Origin of the sequence: Stenotrophomonas veracruzanensis (assembly GCF_032911525.1) — a bacterium.
GTDB lineage: Bacteria > Pseudomonadota > Gammaproteobacteria > Xanthomonadales > Xanthomonadaceae > Stenotrophomonas > Stenotrophomonas africana.
Window position 1 is genome coordinate 131,786 of the sequence record NZ_JAWJTI010000006.1, and the last position, 19,880, is coordinate 151,665.

Genomic DNA, 19,880 nt, shown 5'->3' on the forward strand with positions numbered 1-19,880 from the left:
GGTCGTAATGAAGCTGTCGATGATCGTGGCGCTGGACCGCAACCGTGGCATCGGCCAGGGCAATGCCATGCCCTGGCACCTGCCGGATGATTTCAAGCACTTCAAGGCGCTCACCCTGGGCAAGCCGATCCTGATGGGCCGCAAGACGGCCGAGTCGATCGGCCGCGTGTTGCCGGGTCGGACCAACCTGGTGCTGACCCGCAGCGGCCAGGTGCCGTTCGAGGGCATGCGGGCGGTGGCGTCGCTGGACGAGGCGAAGGCGATTGCCGAAGGCGAGGGCGCCAGCGAGCTGTGCATCATCGGCGGCGGCGAGATCTTCCACCAGCTGCTGGACCAGGCCAGTGACCTGTACCTGACCTGGGTGAATGCCGAAGTCCCTGCCGATACCCATTTCCCCGAAGTGGACGTGCAGGACTGGCGGGAAGTGAGCAGCGAGCCGCACCCGGCCGACGAACGACACGCCTACGCGTTCCGCTTCGTGCACTACGTGCGCCGCTGAAGATCGTTTCCTGTAGAGCCGAGCCATGCTCGGCTGCTGTTGCCGGACACATCCCGTAGCCGAGCATGGCTCGGCTCTACAGGATTGCCTACGGCCTCCGGTAATGCCCGATGATGGTGTGCTGGAACAGCAGGTTCTCTTCGCGCGTGCCGCGCGCGATGTTGTGCAGCACCAGCGGTGTGCCATTGGCCAGGCGCCGGTCGGAGACGATGCCCACGTGCAGCAGGCCGTTGCCGTTGAGCTTCCACGCGACGATGTCGCCGGCCGCGTAGTCGGCGGCGAGGGCCGTGATCGGTTGCTGCCAGCCCTGCCGCTCGAACCAGCGCATCAGGTTCGGTACGCGACGATGATCGATGTTGCGATCCGGTCGTGACAGGCCCCAGATCGTGGGATAGGCGCTGAAGTTGCCGCGCATGTCTTCGTGCACGCGCGCCTGCAGGTCCAGGCCCTGGCTGCGCAGGGCGCGCACCACCACGTCGGTGCACACGCCGCGATCAACCGGGACATCTCCGCCGGGATAGGCCAGCACCTGATAGGCAGGGTCGTAGCGGGTGGTGACGCCGATCTGCGCGCGCGCTGCAGCCACCAGTGGCGGCGAAGGCGCCTGCGGTTGCGATGGCGTGTGGTCTGCATTCCTGCCGCCGGTGGGAGTCGGGGCCGAAGTGGGCTGGCAGCCGCCGGCCAAGGCCAGCGTCAGCAGCAGCACCGTCCATGGTGCCCAGCCGCGCCGCGTCATGCCTGCGGCGCTGCGCCGTTGTTGTTGGGACCGCCGGAACCACCGGCGCCACCGCCACCTCGACGGCGACGACGACGCGGGCCACGGTTGCCGGGGTTGGCAGCGGGGGCACTGCCGCCCCCCTGTTCCTTGCCCTGCACCGCAGCGGCGGGACGCTCGTGCGCTGGTCGCGCCGGCGGTCGTGCATGCGGCACCGGTGCCGGCACATCGCGGCCCGGGACCTGCACCACGCGCAGCTCATCGGTATCGAGCTGGATCGCGGTCAGCTTGCCGCCCCACACCGCACCGGTGTCGATGGCGTGCACGCCCTGGGTGATGGTCAGGCCCAGCGCCGACCAGTGGCCGCAGACGACCTTGAGGTCACGCTCGACCCGGCCCGGCACTTCAAACCACGGGTACAGCCCCTGTTCCTGCGTGCCCGGCGTGCCCTTGTCCTCGATGCCGATGCGCCCGCGCGGGGTGCAGTAGCGCATGCGGGTGAGCACGTTGATGATCGCGCGCGAGCGGTCGTAGCCGGACAGGTTGGGCGCCCAGCTCGGCTTGTCGCCGTACATGTTGCGGAACAACTTGCGGTAGCCGGCACCGTGCAACTGTGCCTCGACTTCGGCCGCATGCTTCTCGGCCATCTGCGTGGTCCACTTCGGCGCCAAGCCGGCGTGCACCATCATCCAGCCCAGTTCGCGGTCCACGTGCACCAGCTTCTGCAGGCGCAGCCAGTCCAGCAGCTCGTCGCGGTCCTCGGCCTGCACGATGCGCAGCAGGTCCGGGTTGACCTTGCGCTGTTCCTCTTCGGTGCGCGCACCGACGGCCAGCAGCGAAAGGTCATGGTTGCCCAGCACCACCACGCTGTGCTCGCGCAGCGAATGCACCAGCCGCAGCGTTTCCAGTGACTGGCCACCGCGGTTGACCAGGTCGCCGCAGAACCACAGGGTGTCCTGGGCCGGGTCGAAACGGATCTTCTCCAGCAGTCGCTGGGTGACGTCATAGCAGCCCTGCAGGTCGCCGATCGCCCACACACTCATCGTTCGGCCTCCGTGTCAGTGCAGGGTACGCGGGACGGCCAGCACGAAAGGTGCGACCGGCGCGGCAAATTCGGTGCCGTCGTCGGCGACCATGTCGTAGTGGCCCTGCATGGTCCCGTGATCGGTCCCCAGCATGACACCGGACGTGTAATGGAAGTCTTCACCGGGACGCAGGCGTGGCTGCTCGCCGATCACCCCGTCGCCATCGACATGCTCGACGCGACCGTTGGCATCGGTGATGCGCCAGTGGCGTGCGACCAGGCGCGCGGCAACACGCCCCTGGTTGTGGATGCGGATCGTGTAGGCGAACGCGTAGCGCCCGTCTTCCGGCGCGGATTGATCGTCGAGGAAGCGCGGTGCGACTTCGACGGAGATGGCGTAAACGTCAGCGTCTTCCATACCGGCAGTGTAATCAGGAGGCATTGGCCAAAGCGATGAATTCGGCCACGTCCAGCTGTTCGGCGCGGGCATCGGGACGCACGCCGGCGGCAACGAACTGTTCGGCGGACACCACGTTGTTCAGGGCGTTGCGCAGGGTCTTGCGGCGTTGCCCGAAGGCGGCCTTGACCACCTCGGCGAAACGCTTGTGGTCGTTGATGTTGATCGTGGCCGGGTCGCGCGGGACCAGCCGCACCACCGCCGAATCGACCTTCGGCGGCGGCCGGAACGCGCCCGGCGGCACCACGAACAGCGAGGTCACCTCGCAGTACGCCTGCAGCATCACGCTGAGACGGCCGAATACCTTGCTGCCGGGACCGGCGGCCATGCGGTCAACCACTTCCTTCTGCAGCATGAAGTGCATGTCGCGGATGACCGCGGCATGTTCCAGTGCATGGAACAGGATCGGCGAGGAGATGTTGTAGGGCAGGTTGCCGACCAGGCGGATCGGCTGGCCGGCAGCGAGCTCGGTGAAGTCCACGCGCAGCACGTCGCGGTGGACGATGGTCAGCTCACCCAGCGGCTCGGCGGCGGCGGTCAGCGGCGCGATCAGGTCGCGGTCGAACTCGATCACCGTCAGTTTCGGATGCACGCGCAGCAGCGGCAGGGTGATCGCGCCCTGGCCGGGACCGATCTCGACCAGGCGGTCACCGTCTTTCGGGTTGACCGCCATCACGATCTTGTCGATGTAGTGGCGGTCGGCCAGGAAATGCTGGCCAAGCTGTTTCTTGGCCGGGGCGGTGAACACCGGGCCGGAGGGGGAATGCGGGGAATTCATGCGCTCAGTGTACGTTGCCGCGCAAGCTGCGCACACAGCGTCGTTGCCGCCTGCAGGCTGGAAGGATCGGCAATGCCGCGGCCGGCGAGGTCCAGCGCGGTGCCATGGTCCACCGCCACGCGCGGGTAGGGCAGGCCCAGGGTCAGGTTCACCGCCTGCTCGAAGCCCGAATACTTCAGCACCGGCAGGCCCTGGTCGTGGTACATCGCCAGCACGGTGTCGAAGCCGGTCAGCTTGGCCGGCAGGAAGGCGGTATCGGCTGGCAGCGGCCCGATCAGGTCCATGCCCTCCGCGCGCAGGCGCTGCAGCAGCGGGATGACCAGGTCCAGTTCCTCGCGGCCCAGATGGCCGTCTTCACCGGCATGCGGGTTCAGGCCGAGCACGGCGATGCGTGGCGCGGGCAGACCGAACTCGCGGCGCAGCGCGGCGTGCACGGTGCGCAGGGTGTGTTCCAGGCCGGGCGCAGTGATTGCATCGGCCACCTCGCGCAATGGCAGGTGGGTGGTGGCCAGGGCCACGCGCACGATGGGGTTGGCCAGCATCATCACCACCTTTACCCCGGCCTGGTCGGCCAGCAGTTCGGTGGTGCCGCTGTAGGCGATGCCGCCTTGGTTGATGACCGCCTTGTGCACCGGGCCGGTGACCACGCCGTGCAGTTCGCCGGACAGGCAGGCCTGGCCGGCACCGAGCAGGGCACCGATGACGGCACCGGCATTGGCCGGGTTGGCCTGGCCGAAGTGGCTGGGCGCGGTATTGGCCACAACGCGCAGACGCAGATCACCGGGGACGCGTGCTTCGGCGTCCTCGGGCAGCAGTTGCAGAGGCAGGTTCAGCGCGGCAGCGGCCGCGCGCAGGGTGTCCGGATCGGCGAAGGCCAGCAGCCGGCAATCTTCACGCGGCTGCTGGACAAGGCGGATGCACAGCTCCGGGCCGATCCCGGCGGGCTCGCCCGGTACCAGAGCGAGCTCGGGGCGCATCGGTCAGGACTGCGGCGGGGTGGCGGTGTTTTCCGCGCGGTCGCCGCTGCGGAAGCTGACGTAGGCTTCGCCACGCAGTTCCTGCAGGAAGCGGTTGTACTCGTCTTCCAGCTTGCGGCGCCCGATGGTCTCGCGGACCTGGGCACGCTGGTTGTCGTTGGTCACGTCGGTCTGGCGGGTGGCTACGCGCTGCACGATGTGCCAACCGGCATCGGTACGGAACGGCTGGCTGACGCCGCCATCCTGGATGCCGGAGACCTGCTGGCCGAACGCCGGGCCGAACGCGTCGGCCGGGAACCAGCCCAGATCGCCGCCCTGGCCCTTGCTGTTGTTGTCTTCGGAGGACTCCTTGGCCACGGTCTCGAAGTCCGCGCCACCGGCAATGCGGGCACGCAGGGTATCGATCTTGGCCTTGGCGGCCGCGTCGGTCTGGTGATCGTCCACGCGCACCAGGATGTGGCGGCCGTGGTACTCGGTCACGGTGCTGGCGCCGGCAGCGGCACTGGCATCGCGCACGTCCACCAGCTTCAGCAGCTGGAAGCCGCTGGGGCCACGGATCGGACCGACCACTTCGCCGGGCTTCATCTTTTCCATCATCTGCGCGAACGCCTGCGGAATTTCATCCAGGCTGCGCCAGCCCAGATCGCCGCCTTCCAGCGCATTGGGGCTGTCCGAATAGCGAACGGCGGCCGCGTTGAAGTCCAGCTCGCCCTTGTCCAGCAGGGCCTTCACGCCGTCGGCCTTCTTCTGGCCGGTGGAGATCTGGTCGGCATTGGCGCCGTCGGGCAGGGCAATCAGGATGTGCGCCAGGTGATACTGGTTGCCGACGGTAGCCTGCTGCTTCAGCGCAGCATCGACTTCGCCCTCGCTGACGCTGATGCGGCTCTGCGCGAAGCTCTGGCGCAGGCGCTGCACGGTGATCTCGTCTCGCACCGAAGCGCGGAAATCATTGAAGTCGATGCCGTCATGGGCCAGGCGCTGGCGCAGGGCGTCCAGAGTCGAACCGTTCTGCTGGGCGATGGCATTCATCGCCTGGTTCAGCTCCTGGTCGCCGATACGGATGCCGCTGCCCTGGGCCCGGGCCACCTGCAGCTTAACCAGCACCAGGCGCTCGAGCACCTGGCGGCTGAGCACGTCTTCCGGCGGCAGCTGGTTTTCACGGCCGACGTACTGCGCCTTGATGTTGGCGATCGCACGCTGGAGCTCGCTCTGCAGGATCACGTCCTCATCGACGACGGCGGCGATGCGGTCAAGCGGCTGCGCCTCCTGGGCAAGCACCTGCAGGGGGGCAGACACGCTGGACACCGCCAGCAGCGAGGCGAGTAGAACGGGGAAGCGCTTGGTCATGGGATCAGATTCGGATCGTAGTCATCCCGGGTCGCCCCGGTGTTGCTGGGCGGCACCAGATAGAGGTCGTCGCGGTTATAGCCGAGGATAGCACGGCGCAGCGTGCGGTCCGTGTCCTGGCCGATGGAGCTCAGGCCCTTCAGGACGAACTCCACCTGGATGGAGTTGTTCATCTCGCCTTCGCGATTGCGCACATAGCGTCGGCCGACCACACGCACGGCCAGGCAGCAGCTGTCCCACTGCACGCCGCCGATGATTTCCAGCGGCTCCTTGTCCTGCAGCGAGTAGTAATAGCGGCCGACCAGGCTCCAACGCGCGTTCAGCGGGTACAGGAACGACAGGTCGGCCTGCTCCAGCAGGGTCCGGTCATGCTTGTTGGCGCCGGGCAGGGCGCCGGCATTGATGCGGTAGCGGTAGCTCAGGTTGACCACGCCGTCGTTGGGCATCAGGTAGCGGGCACGGACGCTGGCCAGATCCTCGCGCTTGTACTTCGGGTCCCACTGGTAGGTGGCGCCCAGGGTCCAGCGGTCGTTGATCATGTAGTTGCCGTCGGCGATCCAGGCCGACTTGCCCTTTTCCACCGGCGCGCCGCCGGGGGTGACGGTCACCCGCGACTCATCGAAGTACTGGATCTGGCCGATCGAGGCCGAGAAACGTTCCTTGCCGGTGGTCTGGTCGATGAACCGGGTGCTCACCGCCAGGGTCAGCTGGTTGGCGTCGTTCTGGCGGTCGGCGCCGGTATAGCGCGAATCGCGGAACAGCTGGCCCCAGCTGAAGGTGAAGTCACGGGTGTCGAAGATCGGCAGCTCGTCCTGGTTGCGGTACGGCGTGCGCAGGTAGAACAGGCGTGGTTCCAGGGTCTGCAGGAACGACTTGCCGCCGATACGGGTCTCGCGGTCGAAGAACAGGCCGGCGTCTATGCTGCCGATCGGCAGGCTGCGGCTGGGCGAGGTATTGCCGCGCAGCTGCTCGGGCGTGGCCGTGGTCGGGTCGATGCCCTGCGAGCGCAGGATCTGGGCCTGGATGCCGTTGACGCCGTCGACCAGGCCGCGATCAAGCTGGTAGGCAGTGTAACGGTAGGCCAGGGTCGGGGTCACATACCAGGCTGCGCCGCTGATCGGGAACGACACATAGGGCTTCACGTCCAGTCGCGAACCACCGCTGACACCAACGCCGGAGGTGAGCTGCTGGCCCGTTCGCGTGTACTGCAGATCCTCGCCGGTGCCGACGGCGTTCTTGAAGTTGATGTCATCGTGGGTGAAGCGCACGGCTTCGGCGTAGATGCCGGTTTCCAGCCATGAACGGACCGGCTTGTCCCAGTTGAAGTACAGGCGCGGCTGGCGGTTGTAGGGCAGGGCGCGCTCGTCGAGGGTGTAGTCGGTCAGCTGCCAGCGGTCGGCCATGATGCCTGCCGTCCAGTTCTGGCCGGTGCCATACAGGCCCACCGTGCTCTGCAGGTTGGAGGCGGTGACCCCGACCAGGCGGTTGGCGAAATCCTCGACATAGCGCTCGTCGCTGACCCAGGCCAGGTTGGCGCGGGCCTGCCAGTGGCTGTCCACGTTGTGGTAGCCGGTGAACATCACCCGGCCGCGGTCACGGTCACGCAGGCGGTCGTTGGGCATGAACGAGGTCAGCACCTCGCCGCGGCCGCCGTTGTAGAGGTAGCGGAACTCGTTGTCGAGCAGCAGGCCGCGCCGGCTCATGTAGCGCGGGGTCAGCGTATCGTCGTAGTTCGGCGCCAGATTGAAGTAGATCGGCTGCGCGTAGTCGAAGCCGTTGCGCCCGGACATGCCCAGCTGCGGGAACAGCAGGCCGGTCTTGCGGCGGTCATCGATCGGGAACTTGAAGTACGGCGCCCACAGCACCGGCACCTTGCCGATGCGAAGCACGGCGTTGCGGGCCGTGCCGAAGCCTTCGTCGTTGTCCACTTCGATCTGCGGCGCCGACAGCTTCCACACCGGCTGCGAGGGGTCGCAGGTGGTGTAGGTGGAGCGGTGCATCTGGCCGACCGCGCCCTGCAGGTCGACCGACTCGGCATCACCGTTGCCCCGGCGCGACACCAGCTGGTACTTGATGTCGGAGATCTTGTGGGTGTCGCTTTCCTGGTTGCCTTCGGCACGCTTGGCGACCATCCGGATCGACCCGTCCTGGTAGCGGACATTGCCGTCGGCGATGTAGTTGCCGGTCTCGGTGTCGAAGCTGAGCTTGTCGGTACCGACGAACTGGTCACCCCGGCGCAGCGCCACGTTGCCCTCGTACTGCGGCACGGTGGTGGTGCCCAGCAGCTGGTCGCCTTCGATGTCGGTCGGCTGGTTCTCGCGGGCGGCCGCGGCGGCAGCCTTGTCCTGGGCCGGGACCGGGGTGGGGGCGTCAGTGAACGCGGGAATGACGTCGGTGGCCGGGCACAGGCCCCAGTTGAGCGGCTTTTCATCGGCCATCGCCGGCAGGCTGATGGCGATGCTCAGAGGCAGGGGAAGCAGGCGGAGGGCTCGGCGCACGCGGTTCGGATTCGGGCGAAAACGGACGGTAGCTTGCCCCATCCCTTGCATAGGGGCAATGAAGGACGCCGGAGCCTGCCGGTTCGGGTTCATCCGGCGGCGGCGCTGGACGCCGGTGACATCAGGGCCTGGACGTGGGCTACGCTGCACTCTGCAAGGGCCTGCAGGTCGTAGCCACCTTCCAGCATCGACACGACCCGGCCGGCCGCGTGACGACGCGCCAGCGCGTGCAGTTCACGGGTGATCCAGGCGAAATCGTCGGTCTCCAGCATCAGGTCCGCCTGCGGATCACGCAGGTGGGCGTCGAAGCCGGCCGAGATCAGCAGCAGCTGCGGACGGAAGTCGTCGATGGCCGGCAGCATCTCGTCGGCCCAGACGTTGCGGAAGCGGAACCCGCCGCTGCCCGGCGGCAACAGGATGTTCATCAGGTTGCCGGCACCGCGGTCGCGGCGCAGGCCGGAATTGGGAAACAGCCCGGCCTGGTGGGTGCTGTAGTACGAGACCCGGGCATCGTGCTGGAAGATGTCCTGGGTGCCGTTGCCGTGGTGCACGTCGAAATCGACCACCGCGATCCGCTCCAGGCCATGGCGGTCGCGGGCATAGGCGGCGGCGATGGCGATGTTGTTCAACAGGCAGAAGCCCATCGCCGTGCTGCTGGTTGCATGGTGGCCCGGCGGGCGCACCGCACAGAAGGCCAGAGGGTCCTCGCCCAGCATCACCGCATCGACTGCGGCCACACCGGCACCGGCGGCGTGCACGGCGGCGCTGGCCGAACCCGGCGAGGTCCAGGTGTCCATGTCCAGCTGGCGCAGCGGCGCGGTCTGCGGCTGCAGCACGAAGTCGAGCAGGGCGCTGTCGTGGACCCGGGTCAGTTCGCCGAACTTGGCTGGCGGCGCCTCGCGCCATTCGAGCTGCCCAGGGAAGGCTGCATGCAGCGCATCGAGTACGTACTGCAGACGTTGCGGGCACTCGGGATGGCCGGGACCGGGGTCATGCAACAGGCAGGACGGGTGGGTATAGACCAGCATCGTGCCGACTCAGCGCTGGCGCTGCTGTGGTTGCCACAGCGCTTCGCCCTGGCCATCGGCGCGGGCCAGTACCCGGGCCAGTACGAACAACAGGTCCGACAGCCGGTTCAGGTACTGCAGCGCCTCGCTGCGCACGGCTTCGTGGCGGGCCAGGGTGACCGTTTCGCGCTCGGCGCGGCGGACGATGGTGCGGGCCAGGTGGCAGCGCGCGGCGGCCTCGCCACCGGCCGGCAGGATGAATTCCTTCAGCATCGGCAGGTCGGCGTTGTAATGGTCCAGCTGCTGTTCCAGTGCCGAGACGTCGGCGGCATGGATCGCGGCGTGGCCGGGGATGCACAGTTCGGCGCCCAGGTCGAACAGCTGGTGCTGCAGATGCACCACCAGCGCGCGCACATCCTCGGGCAGGGGCGCGGCCAGCAGCAGGCCGAGTGCGGCATTGGCCTCGTCGACGGTGCCGAAGGACGCCACGCGGGCGTCATCCTTGGCCACGCGCTGGCCGTCGCCAAGGCCGGTACTGCCGTCGTCGCCGGTGCGGGTGTAGATGCGCGAGAGGCGATGACCCATGGCGCGACTCAGTGGCGGATGTCGCGGCGGGCCTGCTGGAGCTTCAACACCTGCTCCACGGCCAGCTGCAGGGCGGCGGCCAGTGCCACGTAGATCGCCGTGGTGCGCAGGTAGGGCCCGAACCACTGCGCGTAGTTCTGTGCCCAGCCCGCCAGGGTCGGCTTGGCCACGTTGCGGCTGGTCCAGTAGAAGCCGCCCTGTGCCAGCAGGTGGCAGACCGCCACCGAGGCGACCAGCAGCAGCGCGCCCTTGGCCAGTACCGGCCAGCGCGCGCTCTGGTAATTGCGGCCCAGCAGCATGCCGCCGGCCCACAGCGAGAAATAGGCCGGCAGCAGCAGCCAATAGCCCGGGGAGATGCAGTAGTGCTGCCAGAAATCCAGGCCGCTGCTGCGGATCACGATCCAGTCCACCAGCACCGCGAACACCATCAGCAGCGGGAACGCCCAGCGCGTCCAGCGGGCCAGGTAGAAGCCACCGATGAAGAACACGGCCCAGGAGGCATCGGGGATCGCCGCGAAGTGATTGACCCGGGTCGCCGCCAGCAGCAGTACGAGCACGGACAGGACGAAGGCGCGGTTGGCGGTGTCGGACATGGTGGGGGCCCGGAGCGGATTCAGGTTTCATTCTAGCCCGCCGCGCAGGTTGGCGCAGGTGCCGCTCGTTCGGCGTACAGTCGGGGCGAGCGCGTATCATGAACACCATGAGTGAACGACATGACGTGCTGATCGTCGGTGGTGGCCTGGTCGGTGCCAGCCTGGCCATCGCCCTGGACCGGCTGGGCCGCGACGTGGGCCTGCTCGAGGCGAGCCCGGCCGGTGAGCTGCCTGCGGTGTTCGATCAACGCAATCTCAGTTTCGCCGCTGCTACCGTCAATGCGCTGACCGCGCTGGGGGTGATGCAGAAACTGGCGATGGCGCCGGGCCCGATCCGGCGCATCCATGTCAGCCGTGCCGGCGATTTCGGCCGTGTGCAGCTCGAAGCGGCCGATTACGACCGGCCGTGGTTCGGCCAGGTGGTGGTCGCGCGCGATTTCGGCCAGGCGCTGGAAGCGCGCCTGCAGGAGCTGCCGCGCCTGCGCCGTTACCGGCCGATGCGATTCGTGGGCCTGGGCGACGTGGTCGATGGCTACCGCCAGGTACGGGTGGCTGACGAGGCCGGCGAACGCGTGCTGCTGGCACGCCTGGTGGTCGGGGCCGATGGCACCACCAGCGGCGTGCGTGGCGCGCTGGGCATCGAGGTCGACCGCCATGATTTCCAGCAGACCCTGTTCGTGGCCCGCGTGCGCAGCCAGCGCGCGCCGGACGGCACGGCCTGGGAGCGGTTCACCGATACCGGCCCGACTGCCCTGCTGCCGCGTGGCGATCGTCACTTCGGCACCGTGCATGGCGTAGCGCGCGACCAGGCCGATGCGGTGATGGCGCTGGACGATGCGGCCTGGCTGCAACGCCTTCAGAACGCGATCGGCTGGCGTGCTGGTCGCCTGCTCGAATCCGGCACACGCAGTGCTTACCCGCTCATCCAGGTACTGGCGCGCGCGCTGGCCGGTGAGCGCACGGTGCTGCTGGGCAATGCCGCGCAGACCATCCACCCGCTGGGTGCACAGGGCTTCAACCTGGGCCTGCGCGATGCGCTGACCCTGGCCGAGCTGCTGGAGGATGCGCATGAGGATGCCGGCAGTGATGCACTGCTGCAGGCCTACGTCGCGCGCCGCGAGGAAGACCGCCGGCAGACGGTGGCGTTCTCCGGAGGCCTGGCGCGGCTGACCAGCAACCCGGCGCCGCTGATGCGGCCGTTGCGCAGTCTCGGCCTGGTGGCCGCACAGCGCGCCTCGGTGCAGTCGATGCTGGTCGGTGGCGCGATGGGCTTCCGTGGCGACGTGCCGCGGTTGTGCCGCGGGGAAGCCGCATGAGCCGGCGCATGCGCCTTGATGTGGCCATCGTTGGTGGCGGGGTGGTCGGTGCCGCCTGCGCGCTGGCGCTGGCCGATGCCGGCCTGTCGGTTGCGCTGGTGGAAGGCCGTGAGCCGGCACCGTGGCAGGCCGCACAGCCGGACCTGCGGGTGTTCGCCTTCGCCGCTGACAACGTACAACTGTTGAACCGCTTGGGCGTGTGGCCGGCAATCGCCCAGGCCCGCGCCTGGCCCTACCGGCGCATGCAGGTGTGGGATGCGGCCGGTGGCGAGGATCTGTTGTTCGACGCCGATCGCTTCGGCCGTCGTGAGCTGGGCTATATCGTCGAGAACGGCCTGCTGCAGGATCGCCTGTGGGCGGCGTTGCCGGCGGCGGGCGTGCAGCTGCACTGCCCGGCACGTGTGGAAGCGCTGGAACAGGATGACGACGGCGTGCGCCTGCGCCTGGATGACGGTCGCCGCCTGGAAGCGGCGTTGGCGGTGGCCGCCGACGGTGCCGAATCGACCCTGCGCCAGCTGGCCGGGATCGAGGTCGAGCGCCACGATTACCACCAGCGTGGCGTGGTGGCCTATGTGGACAGCGATCTTCCCAACCAGGCCACGGCCTGGCAGCGCTTCCTGCCGAGCGGGCCATTGGCGCTGTTGCCGGTGGCCGAGCGCCGCAGCTCGATCGTCTGGACCCTGCCCGAGGAGGAAGCGGCTCGCGTGCTGGCCTTGGACGAAGATGGGTTCAACCGCGAACTGACCCGCGCCTTCGCTGCACGGCTGGGTGAGCTGCGGCTGGCATCACCGCGCGCAGCCTTCCCGCTGCGTCGCCAGCTGGCCCGTCATTACGTGGCCGGCCGCGTGCTGGCATTGGGTGATGCCGCGCACGTGGTGCATCCGCTGGCCGGGCAGGGCGTGAACCTGGGCCTGCGCGATGTGGCCGCCCTGCAGCAGTGGCTGGCGCCGTCTGCCGAGCGCCGTGGCCAGCCGCGGCTGTCGCCACAGCGCCTGCAGCGCTGGGCGCGCGAACGGCGTAGCGACAACCACATCGCCGCCTACAGCTTCGATGCGATCAACCGCCTGTTCTCCAACGACGAAATGCACCTGACCCTGGCCCGCGGTCGCGCGCTGGGCTGTGTCGGCAAATGGCCGCCACTGGTGCAGGCGTTCTGGAAGCGCGCCGCCGGGGTGTAGCCGGAACGCAAACCGCACGATGCTGCGGGCGCCGCTGGCGCGTTACCAACCACGGGACACCCGCTCTGGTAGGTGCCAACCTTGGTTGGCACGTCTGTCAGGTCACGTCGGCCCAGATGGGGCGACGGCGTTTCCGATGTTGTGCCAACCAAGGTTGGCACCTACCAGAAGCGGGCTCCGCTACCGCCGTTGATCCAGTAGCTCCACGCCATGCGTGGATGAAGATCGCGCCGATGGATCAATCAACCAGCCAACCGGCAAGGTCGGCACGATCCAGCTTGCCGCGACGCTTCACGTCCAACGCATTGAACTCATCGGCCAGCGCCGGGTTGGCCTGTGCTTCCTCGCGGCTGATGAAACCATCGCCGTTCACATCCAGCGCGGCGAAGTGGATGCGGTACTGGCCGACCACGCTGCTCGGTTCCAGCGAACGCACGGTCACCTGTGCCTCGCCGGCCGGCTGTGCAATCTCGACGCTGCCGCTGACCCGGCCAGCATCCAGCGGTTGCTGGCGGATCGCGCCGCCGGTGGGGCCCAGCGGCTGGCTCTGCGCAGGGGTGTGCGGCAGCTGCTGGGCAATGGCAGGTGCGGCTCCCAGCAGGGTGATCAGCATGGCGAGCGAGTGGTATCGCATGGTTCCCTTCCTCGGTAGCGCCGGGCCCATGCCCGGCGGGCATGTTCCTCAGCGCAGCGGCGAGGCCAGTACCGTGATCTCCTCACGGTCGTGATAGAGCTGCTTGGCGCGTACCACCAGCGGCTTGCCGGCCTGGTCCTGGAACAGGTCCAGGCACAAGCGGGTTTCGTCCCAGCGCTTCTTCATCGGCAGCTTCAGATTGAAGATCGCGTGCCTGCACCAGCCTTCGCGGAACCAGGTGGCCATGCGTTCGGCCACGCGGCGCGGCTGCTCGACCATGTCGCAGACCATCCAGTCCAGCGGCTGCTCGGGATGCCAGTGGAAACCGTCGGCGCGCAGGTGCTCGACCAGGCCGGTGTCCAGCACGTGCTGGCGCAGCGGGCCGTTGTCGATGCTCAGCACGTGCATGTGCTGGCGGGTCAGCACCCAGGTCCAGCCGCCCGGTGCGGCACCCAGGTCGGCCGCGCGCATGCCGGGTTTGGCCAGCGCCTTACGCTCTTCCGGCGTCAGCAGGGTCAGCAGGGCTTCGTCCAGCTTCAGCGCCGAACGCGAAGGCGCTTCGGGCAGCAGCTTCAGGCGCGGGATGCCCAGTGCCCACGGCGCGCTGTCGGCCGGGTCGGCCACGCAGACGAAGGCATGGGTGCCTTCGACGAACACCACGTGCAGGCGCGGCAGGCGGTTGTTCGGCTTGTCAGTCAGCTTGCCAGCCTTGCGCAGCGCCGGGCGCAGCGCATTGCCAAAGGCGCGGGCCAGCCCGGACAGCGGCTTGCCGGCATCCGAGTCCGGGTGTTCCACCCATAGGTCGCCGAAGCGCGGCGCATCGGCCAGCACTTCCAGCATCGGGGTGATCCGGTCCGCCGGGTCCAGCTGCGGCAGCTCGGCCAGCACCACCAGCTTCTGCCGCGCGAAGATCAGCTCGCGCCAGCGCAGGCGCGGCGCCAGCGCGCCGGCTTCGTCGCACATGAAAAGCACGTAGCCGTCATTGCGCTGGGTACGCGCATAACCGGCGAAACCGGCTTCGCCGGCACGGAACTGCAGCTCGCCGGCCAGCTCGGGCTCGAAGCCCTGCCGGCACAGGCACAGCAGGCCGATGCCGGTTTCAGTAACGGGCGCCATCGCTTTCCCCATAGGCACGCAGCACGCTGCGCGCGGCGTCGCGGTTCAGGCCCTGCACCACTTCGATGCCACGCTTGTTGAGTTCACCCACCCAGTCGGCCGGCAGCGGACCTTCATCGAACGGGGTCAGCTCTTCGACGTCGGCCGAGTTGGCACCGATCAGCAGGCGGTCGATACCGGCCCACACGGTGGCGCCGTAGCACTGGCAGCACGGCTGCGAGCTGGTGGCCAGGGTGACCGGCGACAGCACCGCGTTCAGGCGCGGGGTCTGCAGGCGCTGCTGGGCCAGCATGTAAGCCATGTTCTCGGCGTGCGCCAGGGAGGTCGCGTGCGGCATCACCCGGTTCACGCCGGCGGCGATGACCTTGTCGTCCGGGCCGAACACCACGGCACCGAACGGGCCGCCACTGGCGTGCTCGACGTTCAGCCGCGACAGCTCGATCGCCAGCGCGACCTTGGCCTCATCGCCCGGATATCGACGATCCAGGTCGATCTGGTCGTGGATCCAGGCGGGAAGGGTCAGGTGGACTTGCGCGTACAGCATCGCGGGGGTGCCTCGTAGTGGAATGGAAGAAGGTGCGGTTGCTTGGGAAACCGGCGCGCAGTGTAGCCGCACCGGCCTGTATCGGGTGTGGCGGTGGGTCAGCCCGGCGAGCCGGTGCGGATCACCACGTACTGCTTGCGGAATTCCAGCCCGGCCTGCGGCCAACTGGCGGCATAGGCGCGCAGCAACGGCAGCGCAGGAGCGAAGTCGTGGCCATTGACCCGGCAATCGGCCTCGCACAGGTCATCGGCATCGCGCGAGGCGAACAGGCGGATGGCGAGGAATTGGCGGGCTTTCAGCAGCTCGTCGAAGGCCTCCATGCTGCGCGTGAACAGGCAACAGGGGCAGGAGCCATGATCGTCTTCGCTGCAGGTGGAGGCATCGACTTCCTGTGCACGGTAGTGCGCCAACGGCCCCAGCACCACGGTGCGCTCGTGTTCCTCGCCATTGTCACCGGCCGGATAGGTCACGCCCATCATCGGCAGGCCCTGTGCGTCTTGGGCGCCGATCGCGGTCTGCAGGGTCACCAGGTCCACTCGGGCCCAGGCCTGGAAGCCGGACAACAGCGATGCCTGCTCATCGGCACCATTTGCGTGCTGGTACTCGAACAGGCCATCGGCGAACAACTGCGGATGCTGGCTTTCGATGACGGTGGAGGTCTGCCAACCACCGTTGTCGCGCGCATGTGCGGCCATTGCATGCGGGGTCAGGCGCAGGCCGCTGTCCAGCAGCAGCGCGTTGCCGTCGACGTGGCTGGCGACGCCCGCGTCCTGCAGGACCTGCTGCAGCAGCGGGAGGAGGGCGGCGGAGGTCGTGGTCATGTCAGGCCTGTGGGTGGATGGGGGGGGAACATCCAGGCAGGGCCTGGGGATCTAGCGGTCGAGCGCGTCGAGTTCGGCGCGATATCGCTGCGCGTCGGATTGCTGCTGCGGATCGTTGCCGTGGTCGCGCAGCCAGGTTTCCAGCTCGCGGCGATAGTCCGCGCGGAAATCGGCATTGCCCGGGCTGAAGTGCAGCTTGCGCGCCGCCACCTCCACGCGCTCGCGCGCGCTGGTCCGGGCCTGGGCGACACCATGCGGGGATTCGTTGGTGAGGATGACGAAGTTGCGCGGGAAGCCCGGCGTGTACTTCACCACGAACGGCTGGTCGCGCGCCGGGATGCGGATGGCGTTTTCCAGCGGCCATAGCGAGGCGGTGTTGGTGTGGAACACCACCTCCACGTCGCGGCCCTCGGCGGTACGCAGCACCCCTTCGTACCGCCAGATGTACTGTTCGTTGAGCGTGGAGCTGGTTTGCTCGGCCTTGACGATCACCGCTTCACCACGCTCGCCCACCACGTTGAGGAAGGCGGCATTGAGGAAGTGGCCGAGGAACATGTTGAGCATCGCCAGCGGGAACACCACGATGGCGTAGCCCGGAAAGCGCCGCCACCACGAGACCAGCCCGGCCAGCACCATCGCCAAAAAGAACGTCAGCAGCGGATGCTGCGAGATGAACCAGAGCAGGGCGGACAGGGCGGTGATCATGGTCGCGGTCGTGCGGGCGCCGTCCTGGCGCCCGCGCAGGTCCTCAGGCTGACCAGGTGTCGCGCAGGGTCACGCTGCGGTTGAACACCGGCTTGGCTTCGGTGTGGTCGCGGCGATCGGCAACGAAGTAGCCGGTGCGCTCGAACTGGAACGACTGCTCCGGCGCGGCGCTGGCCGCGGCCGGCTCAACATAGCCGGTGACGGTGCGGCGCGATTCCGGATTGAGGTAGTCGCGGTAGGTCTTGCCTTCCGATTCGTCGTCCGGGTCCGGCACCGAGAACAGGCGGTCGTACAGGCGGATCTCGGCCGGCACGCCGTGCACGGCGCTGACCCAGTGGATGGTGCCCTTGACCTTGCGGTTGGCGCCTTCCATGCCTGGACGCGATTCCGGATCCAGCCAGCCGCGCAGCTCGGTGATGGTGCCGTCGGCGTCCTTGATCACTTCATCGCAGCGGATGATGCCGGCGCCGCGCAGGCGCACTTCGCCGCCCGGCACCAGGCGCTTCCAGCCCTTCGGCGGTACTTCGGCGAAGTCCTCGCGGTCGATCCACACTTCACGAGCGAACGGCACTTCGCGGCTGCCGAAGCTCTCGTCCTTCGGGTGGTTGCTGAAGGTCAGCTGCTCTTCGTGGCCTTCCGGCAGGTTGGTCAGCACCAGCTTGACCGGATCGATCACCGCCATGCGACGCGGCGCGGCGCTGTCCAGGTCTTCGCGCAGCGCGCCTTCCAGCACGCTGAAGTCGATCAGCGAATTCTGCTTGCTGATGCCCACGCGCTCGGCGAACAGGCGCATCGCCGCCGGGGTGTAGCCACGGCGACGCAGGCCCTGCAGGGTCGGCATGCGCGGGTCTTCCCAGCCGTCCACCAGCTGCTCGGTAACCAGCGCCATCAGCTTGCGCTTGCTCATCACCGTGTAGTTGATGTTCAGGCGCGAGAACTCGATCTGGCGCGGCTTGGCCGCTTCGCGCGGCAGGCCGGCGTCGACCAGAGGCTGCGTCAGCGCGTCATCGTGGGCGAAGTCGACGTTGTCCACGCACCAGTCGTACAGCGGGCGATGGTCTTCGAATTCCAGCGTGCACAGCGAGTGGGTGATGCCCTCGATCGAATCGCCCAGTGCATGCGCGAAGTCGTACATCGGGTAGATCGGCCACGCGTTGCCGGTGTTCTGGTGCTCGACGTGCTTGATGCGGTACAGCGCCGGATCGCGCAGGTTGATGTTGCCGCTGGCCATGTCGATCCTGGCGCGCAGGGTGCGCGCGCCATCCGGGAATTCACCGGCGCGCATGCGGCGGAACAGGTCGAGATTCTCCTCGACGCTGCGGTCGCGCCACGGCGACGGACGGCCCGGTTCGGTCAGGGTGCCGCGGTAGGCGCGCACTTCCTCGGCCGACAGGTCGCAGACGTAGGCCTTGCCCTGTTCGATCAGCTTTTCAGCGGCCAGGTAGTAGGCCTGGAAGTAGTCCGAGGCGTGGCGCAGCTCGTTCCAGCTGAAACCCAGCCAGCGCACGTCGTCCTGGATCGCGGCCACGTACTCCGGATCTTCCTTGGCCGGATTGGTGTCGTCGAAGCGCAGGTTGCAGACGCCGCTGAACTCACCGGCGATGCCGAAATTCAGGCAGATCGACTTGGCATGGCCGATGTGCAGGTAGCCGTTCGGCTCGGGCGGGAAGCGGGTCTTGATCGCCTGGTGCTTTCCGCTGGCCAGGTCCTCGCGCACGATCTGGCGGATGAAATCGCGCTTCTCGTGGCTGTCGGCGGGGGTCTCGGGGCTGGCGGGGGTGTGCTCGGACATGAGTCTGGGGCGAAAAAGGGCAGAAAGACCAACAGTCTAGCGCGTACGGGGCAGGGTTGCCGGGTTGCCGGCCAGCAGCCGGCACCGCCAGCCCACCTTCTGGTAGTGCCGGCCGCTGGCCTGCAACCTTCGGATCCCGCCCTCGGCACCATTCAGCACCCGGGCGTATGCTGGAACCCTCTCCCACGGAGCTGCCGCATGCACATCGTGTACAAGGCCGACAACCTGTTCGACGCCCATCTGGTCAAGCACGCGCTGGAGGATGCCGGCATTCCGGCCTTCGTGTTCGGCGAGTCGTTGCTGGGCGGCATGGGTGAACTGCCGCTGTTCGGTGTGCTGCGGGTCGGTATCCCCGACGCAGCACGACCGCAGGCTGAGGACATCGTGGCGGGGCTGGACTTGGGCCATGCGCCGGACGCCCCCATTTCAGATGCAGACGACATAGCCGGACTGCCGGCGTAGGAGCGCATCATGTTGGGAATTGGCGAGGGCATCCTCGGCATCGGCGCCTTCAAGCAGCGCCTGCCGCGCCCGGAAGAAGCACTGCCGGGGCGTGACCAGCCGTTGCCGCTGCACAGCAACCAGCACTTCGTGAACAGCCATCCGCTGAAGGACCGTTTCGCCGGCCTGCAGCAGATCCGTTTCGCGCTGGGCTGCTTCTGGGGCGCCGAGCGCAAGTTCTGGACCGAACCGGGCGTGTACAGCACTTCGGTGGGCTATGCCGGCGGCATCACCCCGAATCCGACCTATGAAGAGGTCTGCTCGGGCCTGACCGGCCACACCGAAGTGGTGCAGGTGGTGTTCGACCCGGCGGTGGTGAGCCTGGAGCGGCTGCTGCAGCTGTTCTGGGAAAGCCACGACCCGACCCAGGGCATGCGCCAGGGCAACGACACCGGCACCCAGTACCGTTCGGCGATCCACGCGACCGACGAGGCCCAGTACGCTGCCGCGCTGGCCAGCCGCGAGGCCTACCAGCGCCAGCTGGACGCCGCCGGTTACGGCCCGATCACCACCGAGATCGTGTATCCGGCGCCGGCGTACTACTACGCCGAGGATTACCACCAGCAGTACCTGGCGAAGAACCCGAACGGCTACTGCGGCATCGGCGGCACCGGTGTGAGCTGCCCGATCGGGTTGGATGTGGAGGCGCCGCGCTGACGCGCGGTGGTCCGCCTGCGGCGGGCAACGTCAACGGCTGAAAGCCAAAGCCAAAGCCAAAGCGGCTCTGGGTTGCTGCTTGTTGGGTGGGGCGGTGTGGGTTGGCAGGACACGCCGTGAACCCGTCCCTGGGGGC

At 68.0% G+C, this 19,880-nt stretch carries 21 protein-coding genes; 5 read left to right on the plus strand and 16 right to left on the minus strand.

The window, feature by feature from the left end; all coding sequences use genetic code 11:
* Positions 1 to 7 precede the first annotated feature (7 nt).
* Positions 8 to 499: a dihydrofolate reductase gene (locus R1H25_RS07255; RefSeq protein WP_317223181.1), complete on the plus strand. Its 492-nt coding sequence runs from the start codon at positions 8 to 10 to the stop codon at positions 497 to 499.
* An 88-nt stretch (positions 500 to 587) separates the two neighbouring features.
* On the opposite strand, the gene R1H25_RS07260 is transcribed toward R1H25_RS07255, so the two are convergent.
* The 10 genes from R1H25_RS07260 to R1H25_RS07305 all read right to left on the minus strand — a co-directional run bounded on the left by R1H25_RS07260 (position 588) and on the right by R1H25_RS07305 (position 10,480).
* Entirely contained in the window at positions 588 to 1,235 is a 648-nt protein-coding gene (locus R1H25_RS07260) for a DUF1287 domain-containing protein (protein ID WP_317223182.1), read from the minus strand.
* The gene (locus tag R1H25_RS07265; protein ID WP_317223183.1) at positions 1,232 to 2,257 is read right to left on the minus strand and encodes a symmetrical bis(5'-nucleosyl)-tetraphosphatase; all 1,026 of its coding nucleotides are present in this window, start codon (positions 2,255 to 2,257) and stop codon (positions 1,232 to 1,234) included. Before R1H25_RS07265 ends, R1H25_RS07260 begins: the two co-directional genes overlap by 4 nt.
* Before the next feature lie 15 nt (positions 2,258 to 2,272).
* Positions 2,273 to 2,656, minus strand: coding sequence for a Co2+/Mg2+ efflux protein ApaG (gene apaG / locus R1H25_RS07270; RefSeq protein ID WP_049446387.1), 384 nt, complete (start codon positions 2,654 to 2,656; stop codon positions 2,273 to 2,275).
* Positions 2,657 to 2,669: 13 nt separating this feature from the next.
* Positions 2,670 to 3,473, minus strand: coding sequence for a 16S rRNA (adenine(1518)-N(6)/adenine(1519)-N(6))-dimethyltransferase RsmA (gene rsmA / locus R1H25_RS07275; protein ID WP_049446386.1), 804 nt, complete (start codon positions 3,471 to 3,473; stop codon positions 2,670 to 2,672).
* Positions 3,470 to 4,450 (minus strand): 4-hydroxythreonine-4-phosphate dehydrogenase PdxA, encoded by a 981-nt coding sequence (pdxA, locus tag R1H25_RS07280; protein WP_317223184.1) that lies wholly within the window; start codon positions 4,448 to 4,450, stop codon positions 3,470 to 3,472. The genes rsmA and pdxA overlap by 4 nt, the downstream gene beginning before the upstream one ends.
* A gap of 3 nt (positions 4,451 to 4,453) precedes the next feature.
* Positions 4,454 to 5,797: a peptidylprolyl isomerase gene (locus tag R1H25_RS07285; protein ID WP_088479740.1), complete on the minus strand. Its 1,344-nt coding sequence runs from the start codon at positions 5,795 to 5,797 to the stop codon at positions 4,454 to 4,456.
* On the minus strand, positions 5,794 to 8,295 hold the full coding sequence (gene lptD / locus R1H25_RS07290) for an LPS-assembly protein LptD (protein WP_088479747.1): 2,502 nt from the start codon (positions 8,293 to 8,295) through the stop codon (positions 5,794 to 5,796). The genes R1H25_RS07285 and lptD overlap by 4 nt, the downstream gene beginning before the upstream one ends.
* A gap of 89 nt (positions 8,296 to 8,384) precedes the next feature.
* Positions 8,385 to 9,323 carry a histone deacetylase family protein gene (locus R1H25_RS07295; RefSeq protein ID WP_049446378.1) on the minus strand — a complete coding sequence of 313 codons (939 nt, stop codon included), beginning with the start codon at positions 9,321 to 9,323 and terminating at the stop codon, positions 8,385 to 8,387.
* Positions 9,324 to 9,332: 9 nt separating this feature from the next.
* On the minus strand, positions 9,333 to 9,887 hold the full coding sequence (locus R1H25_RS07300) for a cob(I)yrinic acid a,c-diamide adenosyltransferase (protein ID WP_043398096.1): 555 nt from the start codon (positions 9,885 to 9,887) through the stop codon (positions 9,333 to 9,335).
* Between the two features lie 8 nt (positions 9,888 to 9,895).
* Entirely contained in the window at positions 9,896 to 10,480 is a 585-nt protein-coding gene (locus R1H25_RS07305; RefSeq protein WP_317223185.1) for a hypothetical protein, read from the minus strand.
* Between the two features lie 107 nt (positions 10,481 to 10,587).
* Here R1H25_RS07305 and ubiH point away from each other — a divergent pair, with 107 nt between their 5' ends.
* Together ubiH and R1H25_RS07315 are read left to right on the plus strand one after the other, a co-directional pair.
* Positions 10,588 to 11,796, plus strand: a complete 1,209-nt coding sequence (gene ubiH, locus R1H25_RS07310) for a 2-octaprenyl-6-methoxyphenyl hydroxylase (protein ID WP_317223186.1) — start codon at positions 10,588 to 10,590, stop codon at positions 11,794 to 11,796.
* Positions 11,793 to 12,974 (plus strand): UbiH/UbiF family hydroxylase, encoded by a 1,182-nt coding sequence (locus tag R1H25_RS07315; protein ID WP_317223187.1) that lies wholly within the window; start codon positions 11,793 to 11,795, stop codon positions 12,972 to 12,974. The genes ubiH and R1H25_RS07315 overlap by 4 nt, the downstream gene beginning before the upstream one ends.
* 238 nt (positions 12,975 to 13,212) lie before the next feature.
* Here the strand turns inward: R1H25_RS07315 and R1H25_RS07320 are convergent, their stop codons facing one another.
* The 6 genes from R1H25_RS07320 to R1H25_RS07345 all read right to left on the minus strand — a co-directional run bounded on the left by R1H25_RS07320 (position 13,213) and on the right by R1H25_RS07345 (position 18,586).
* The gene (locus R1H25_RS07320) at positions 13,213 to 13,608 is read right to left on the minus strand and encodes an EF-hand domain-containing protein (protein WP_317223188.1); all 396 of its coding nucleotides are present in this window, start codon (positions 13,606 to 13,608) and stop codon (positions 13,213 to 13,215) included.
* Between the two features lie 48 nt (positions 13,609 to 13,656).
* Positions 13,657 to 14,724, minus strand: coding sequence for a 23S rRNA (cytidine(2498)-2'-O)-methyltransferase RlmM (gene rlmM, locus R1H25_RS07325; protein WP_317223189.1), 1,068 nt, complete (start codon positions 14,722 to 14,724; stop codon positions 13,657 to 13,659).
* The gene (locus tag R1H25_RS07330; RefSeq protein WP_004154307.1) at positions 14,708 to 15,268 is read right to left on the minus strand and encodes a nucleoside deaminase; all 561 of its coding nucleotides are present in this window, start codon (positions 15,266 to 15,268) and stop codon (positions 14,708 to 14,710) included. Before R1H25_RS07330 ends, rlmM begins: the two co-directional genes overlap by 17 nt.
* Before the next feature lie 98 nt (positions 15,269 to 15,366).
* Complete coding sequence (locus R1H25_RS07335) at positions 15,367 to 16,089, minus strand: DUF6348 family protein (RefSeq protein WP_317223190.1); 723 nt, start codon at positions 16,087 to 16,089, stop codon at positions 15,367 to 15,369.
* A 51-nt stretch (positions 16,090 to 16,140) separates the two neighbouring features.
* The gene (locus R1H25_RS07340) at positions 16,141 to 16,794 is read right to left on the minus strand and encodes a hypothetical protein (RefSeq protein ID WP_107379141.1); all 654 of its coding nucleotides are present in this window, start codon (positions 16,792 to 16,794) and stop codon (positions 16,141 to 16,143) included.
* Between the two features lie 43 nt (positions 16,795 to 16,837).
* Positions 16,838 to 18,586, minus strand: coding sequence for a glutamine--tRNA ligase/YqeY domain fusion protein (locus R1H25_RS07345; protein ID WP_317223191.1), 1,749 nt, complete (start codon positions 18,584 to 18,586; stop codon positions 16,838 to 16,840).
* A 198-nt stretch (positions 18,587 to 18,784) separates the two neighbouring features.
* Between R1H25_RS07345 and R1H25_RS07350 the strand changes: the two genes are divergently transcribed.
* On the plus strand, positions 18,785 to 19,048 hold the full coding sequence (locus R1H25_RS07350) for a DUF2007 domain-containing protein (RefSeq protein WP_049444214.1): 264 nt from the start codon (positions 18,785 to 18,787) through the stop codon (positions 19,046 to 19,048).
* A 30-nt stretch (positions 19,049 to 19,078) separates the two neighbouring features.
* Positions 19,079 to 19,744 carry a peptide-methionine (S)-S-oxide reductase MsrA gene (gene msrA / locus R1H25_RS07355; RefSeq protein ID WP_317223194.1) on the plus strand — a complete coding sequence of 222 codons (666 nt, stop codon included), beginning with the start codon at positions 19,079 to 19,081 and terminating at the stop codon, positions 19,742 to 19,744.
* Positions 19,745 to 19,880 lie beyond the last annotated feature (136 nt).

Coding starts and splice junctions, on each gene's coding strand:
- R1H25_RS07315 (WP_317223187.1), top strand. CDS start 11,793: ATGAGCCGGCGCATGCGCCTTGATGTGGCCATCGTTGGTGGCGGGGTG.
- R1H25_RS07300 (WP_043398096.1), bottom strand. CDS start 9,887: ATGGGTCATCGCCTCTCGCGCATCTACACCCGCACCGGCGACGACGGC.
- R1H25_RS07305 (WP_317223185.1), bottom strand. CDS start 10,480: ATGTCCGACACCGCCAACCGCGCCTTCGTCCTGTCCGTGCTCGTACTG.
- R1H25_RS07340 (WP_107379141.1), bottom strand. CDS start 16,794: ATGATCACCGCCCTGTCCGCCCTGCTCTGGTTCATCTCGCAGCATCCG.
- R1H25_RS07260 (WP_317223182.1), bottom strand. CDS start 1,235: ATGACGCGGCGCGGCTGGGCACCATGGACGGTGCTGCTGCTGACGCTG.
- R1H25_RS07330 (WP_004154307.1), bottom strand. CDS start 15,268: ATGCTGTACGCGCAAGTCCACCTGACCCTTCCCGCCTGGATCCACGAC.
- R1H25_RS07265 (WP_317223183.1), bottom strand. CDS start 2,257: ATGAGTGTGTGGGCGATCGGCGACCTGCAGGGCTGCTATGACGTCACC.
- pdxA (WP_317223184.1), bottom strand. CDS start 4,450: ATGCGCCCCGAGCTCGCTCTGGTACCGGGCGAGCCCGCCGGGATCGGC.
- R1H25_RS07295 (WP_049446378.1), bottom strand. CDS start 9,323: ATGCTGGTCTATACCCACCCGTCCTGCCTGTTGCATGACCCCGGTCCC.
- R1H25_RS07255 (WP_317223181.1), top strand. CDS start 8: ATGAAGCTGTCGATGATCGTGGCGCTGGACCGCAACCGTGGCATCGGC.
- rlmM (WP_317223189.1), bottom strand. CDS start 14,724: ATGGCGCCCGTTACTGAAACCGGCATCGGCCTGCTGTGCCTGTGCCGG.
- R1H25_RS07350 (WP_049444214.1), top strand. CDS start 18,785: ATGCACATCGTGTACAAGGCCGACAACCTGTTCGACGCCCATCTGGTC.
- R1H25_RS07320 (WP_317223188.1), bottom strand. CDS start 13,608: ATGCGATACCACTCGCTCGCCATGCTGATCACCCTGCTGGGAGCCGCA.
- R1H25_RS07335 (WP_317223190.1), bottom strand. CDS start 16,089: ATGACCACGACCTCCGCCGCCCTCCTCCCGCTGCTGCAGCAGGTCCTG.
- apaG (WP_049446387.1), bottom strand. CDS start 2,656: ATGGAAGACGCTGACGTTTACGCCATCTCCGTCGAAGTCGCACCGCGC.
- R1H25_RS07345 (WP_317223191.1), bottom strand. CDS start 18,586: ATGTCCGAGCACACCCCCGCCAGCCCCGAGACCCCCGCCGACAGCCAC.
- R1H25_RS07285 (WP_088479740.1), bottom strand. CDS start 5,797: ATGACCAAGCGCTTCCCCGTTCTACTCGCCTCGCTGCTGGCGGTGTCC.
- ubiH (WP_317223186.1), top strand. CDS start 10,588: ATGAGTGAACGACATGACGTGCTGATCGTCGGTGGTGGCCTGGTCGGT.
- rsmA (WP_049446386.1), bottom strand. CDS start 3,473: ATGAATTCCCCGCATTCCCCCTCCGGCCCGGTGTTCACCGCCCCGGCC.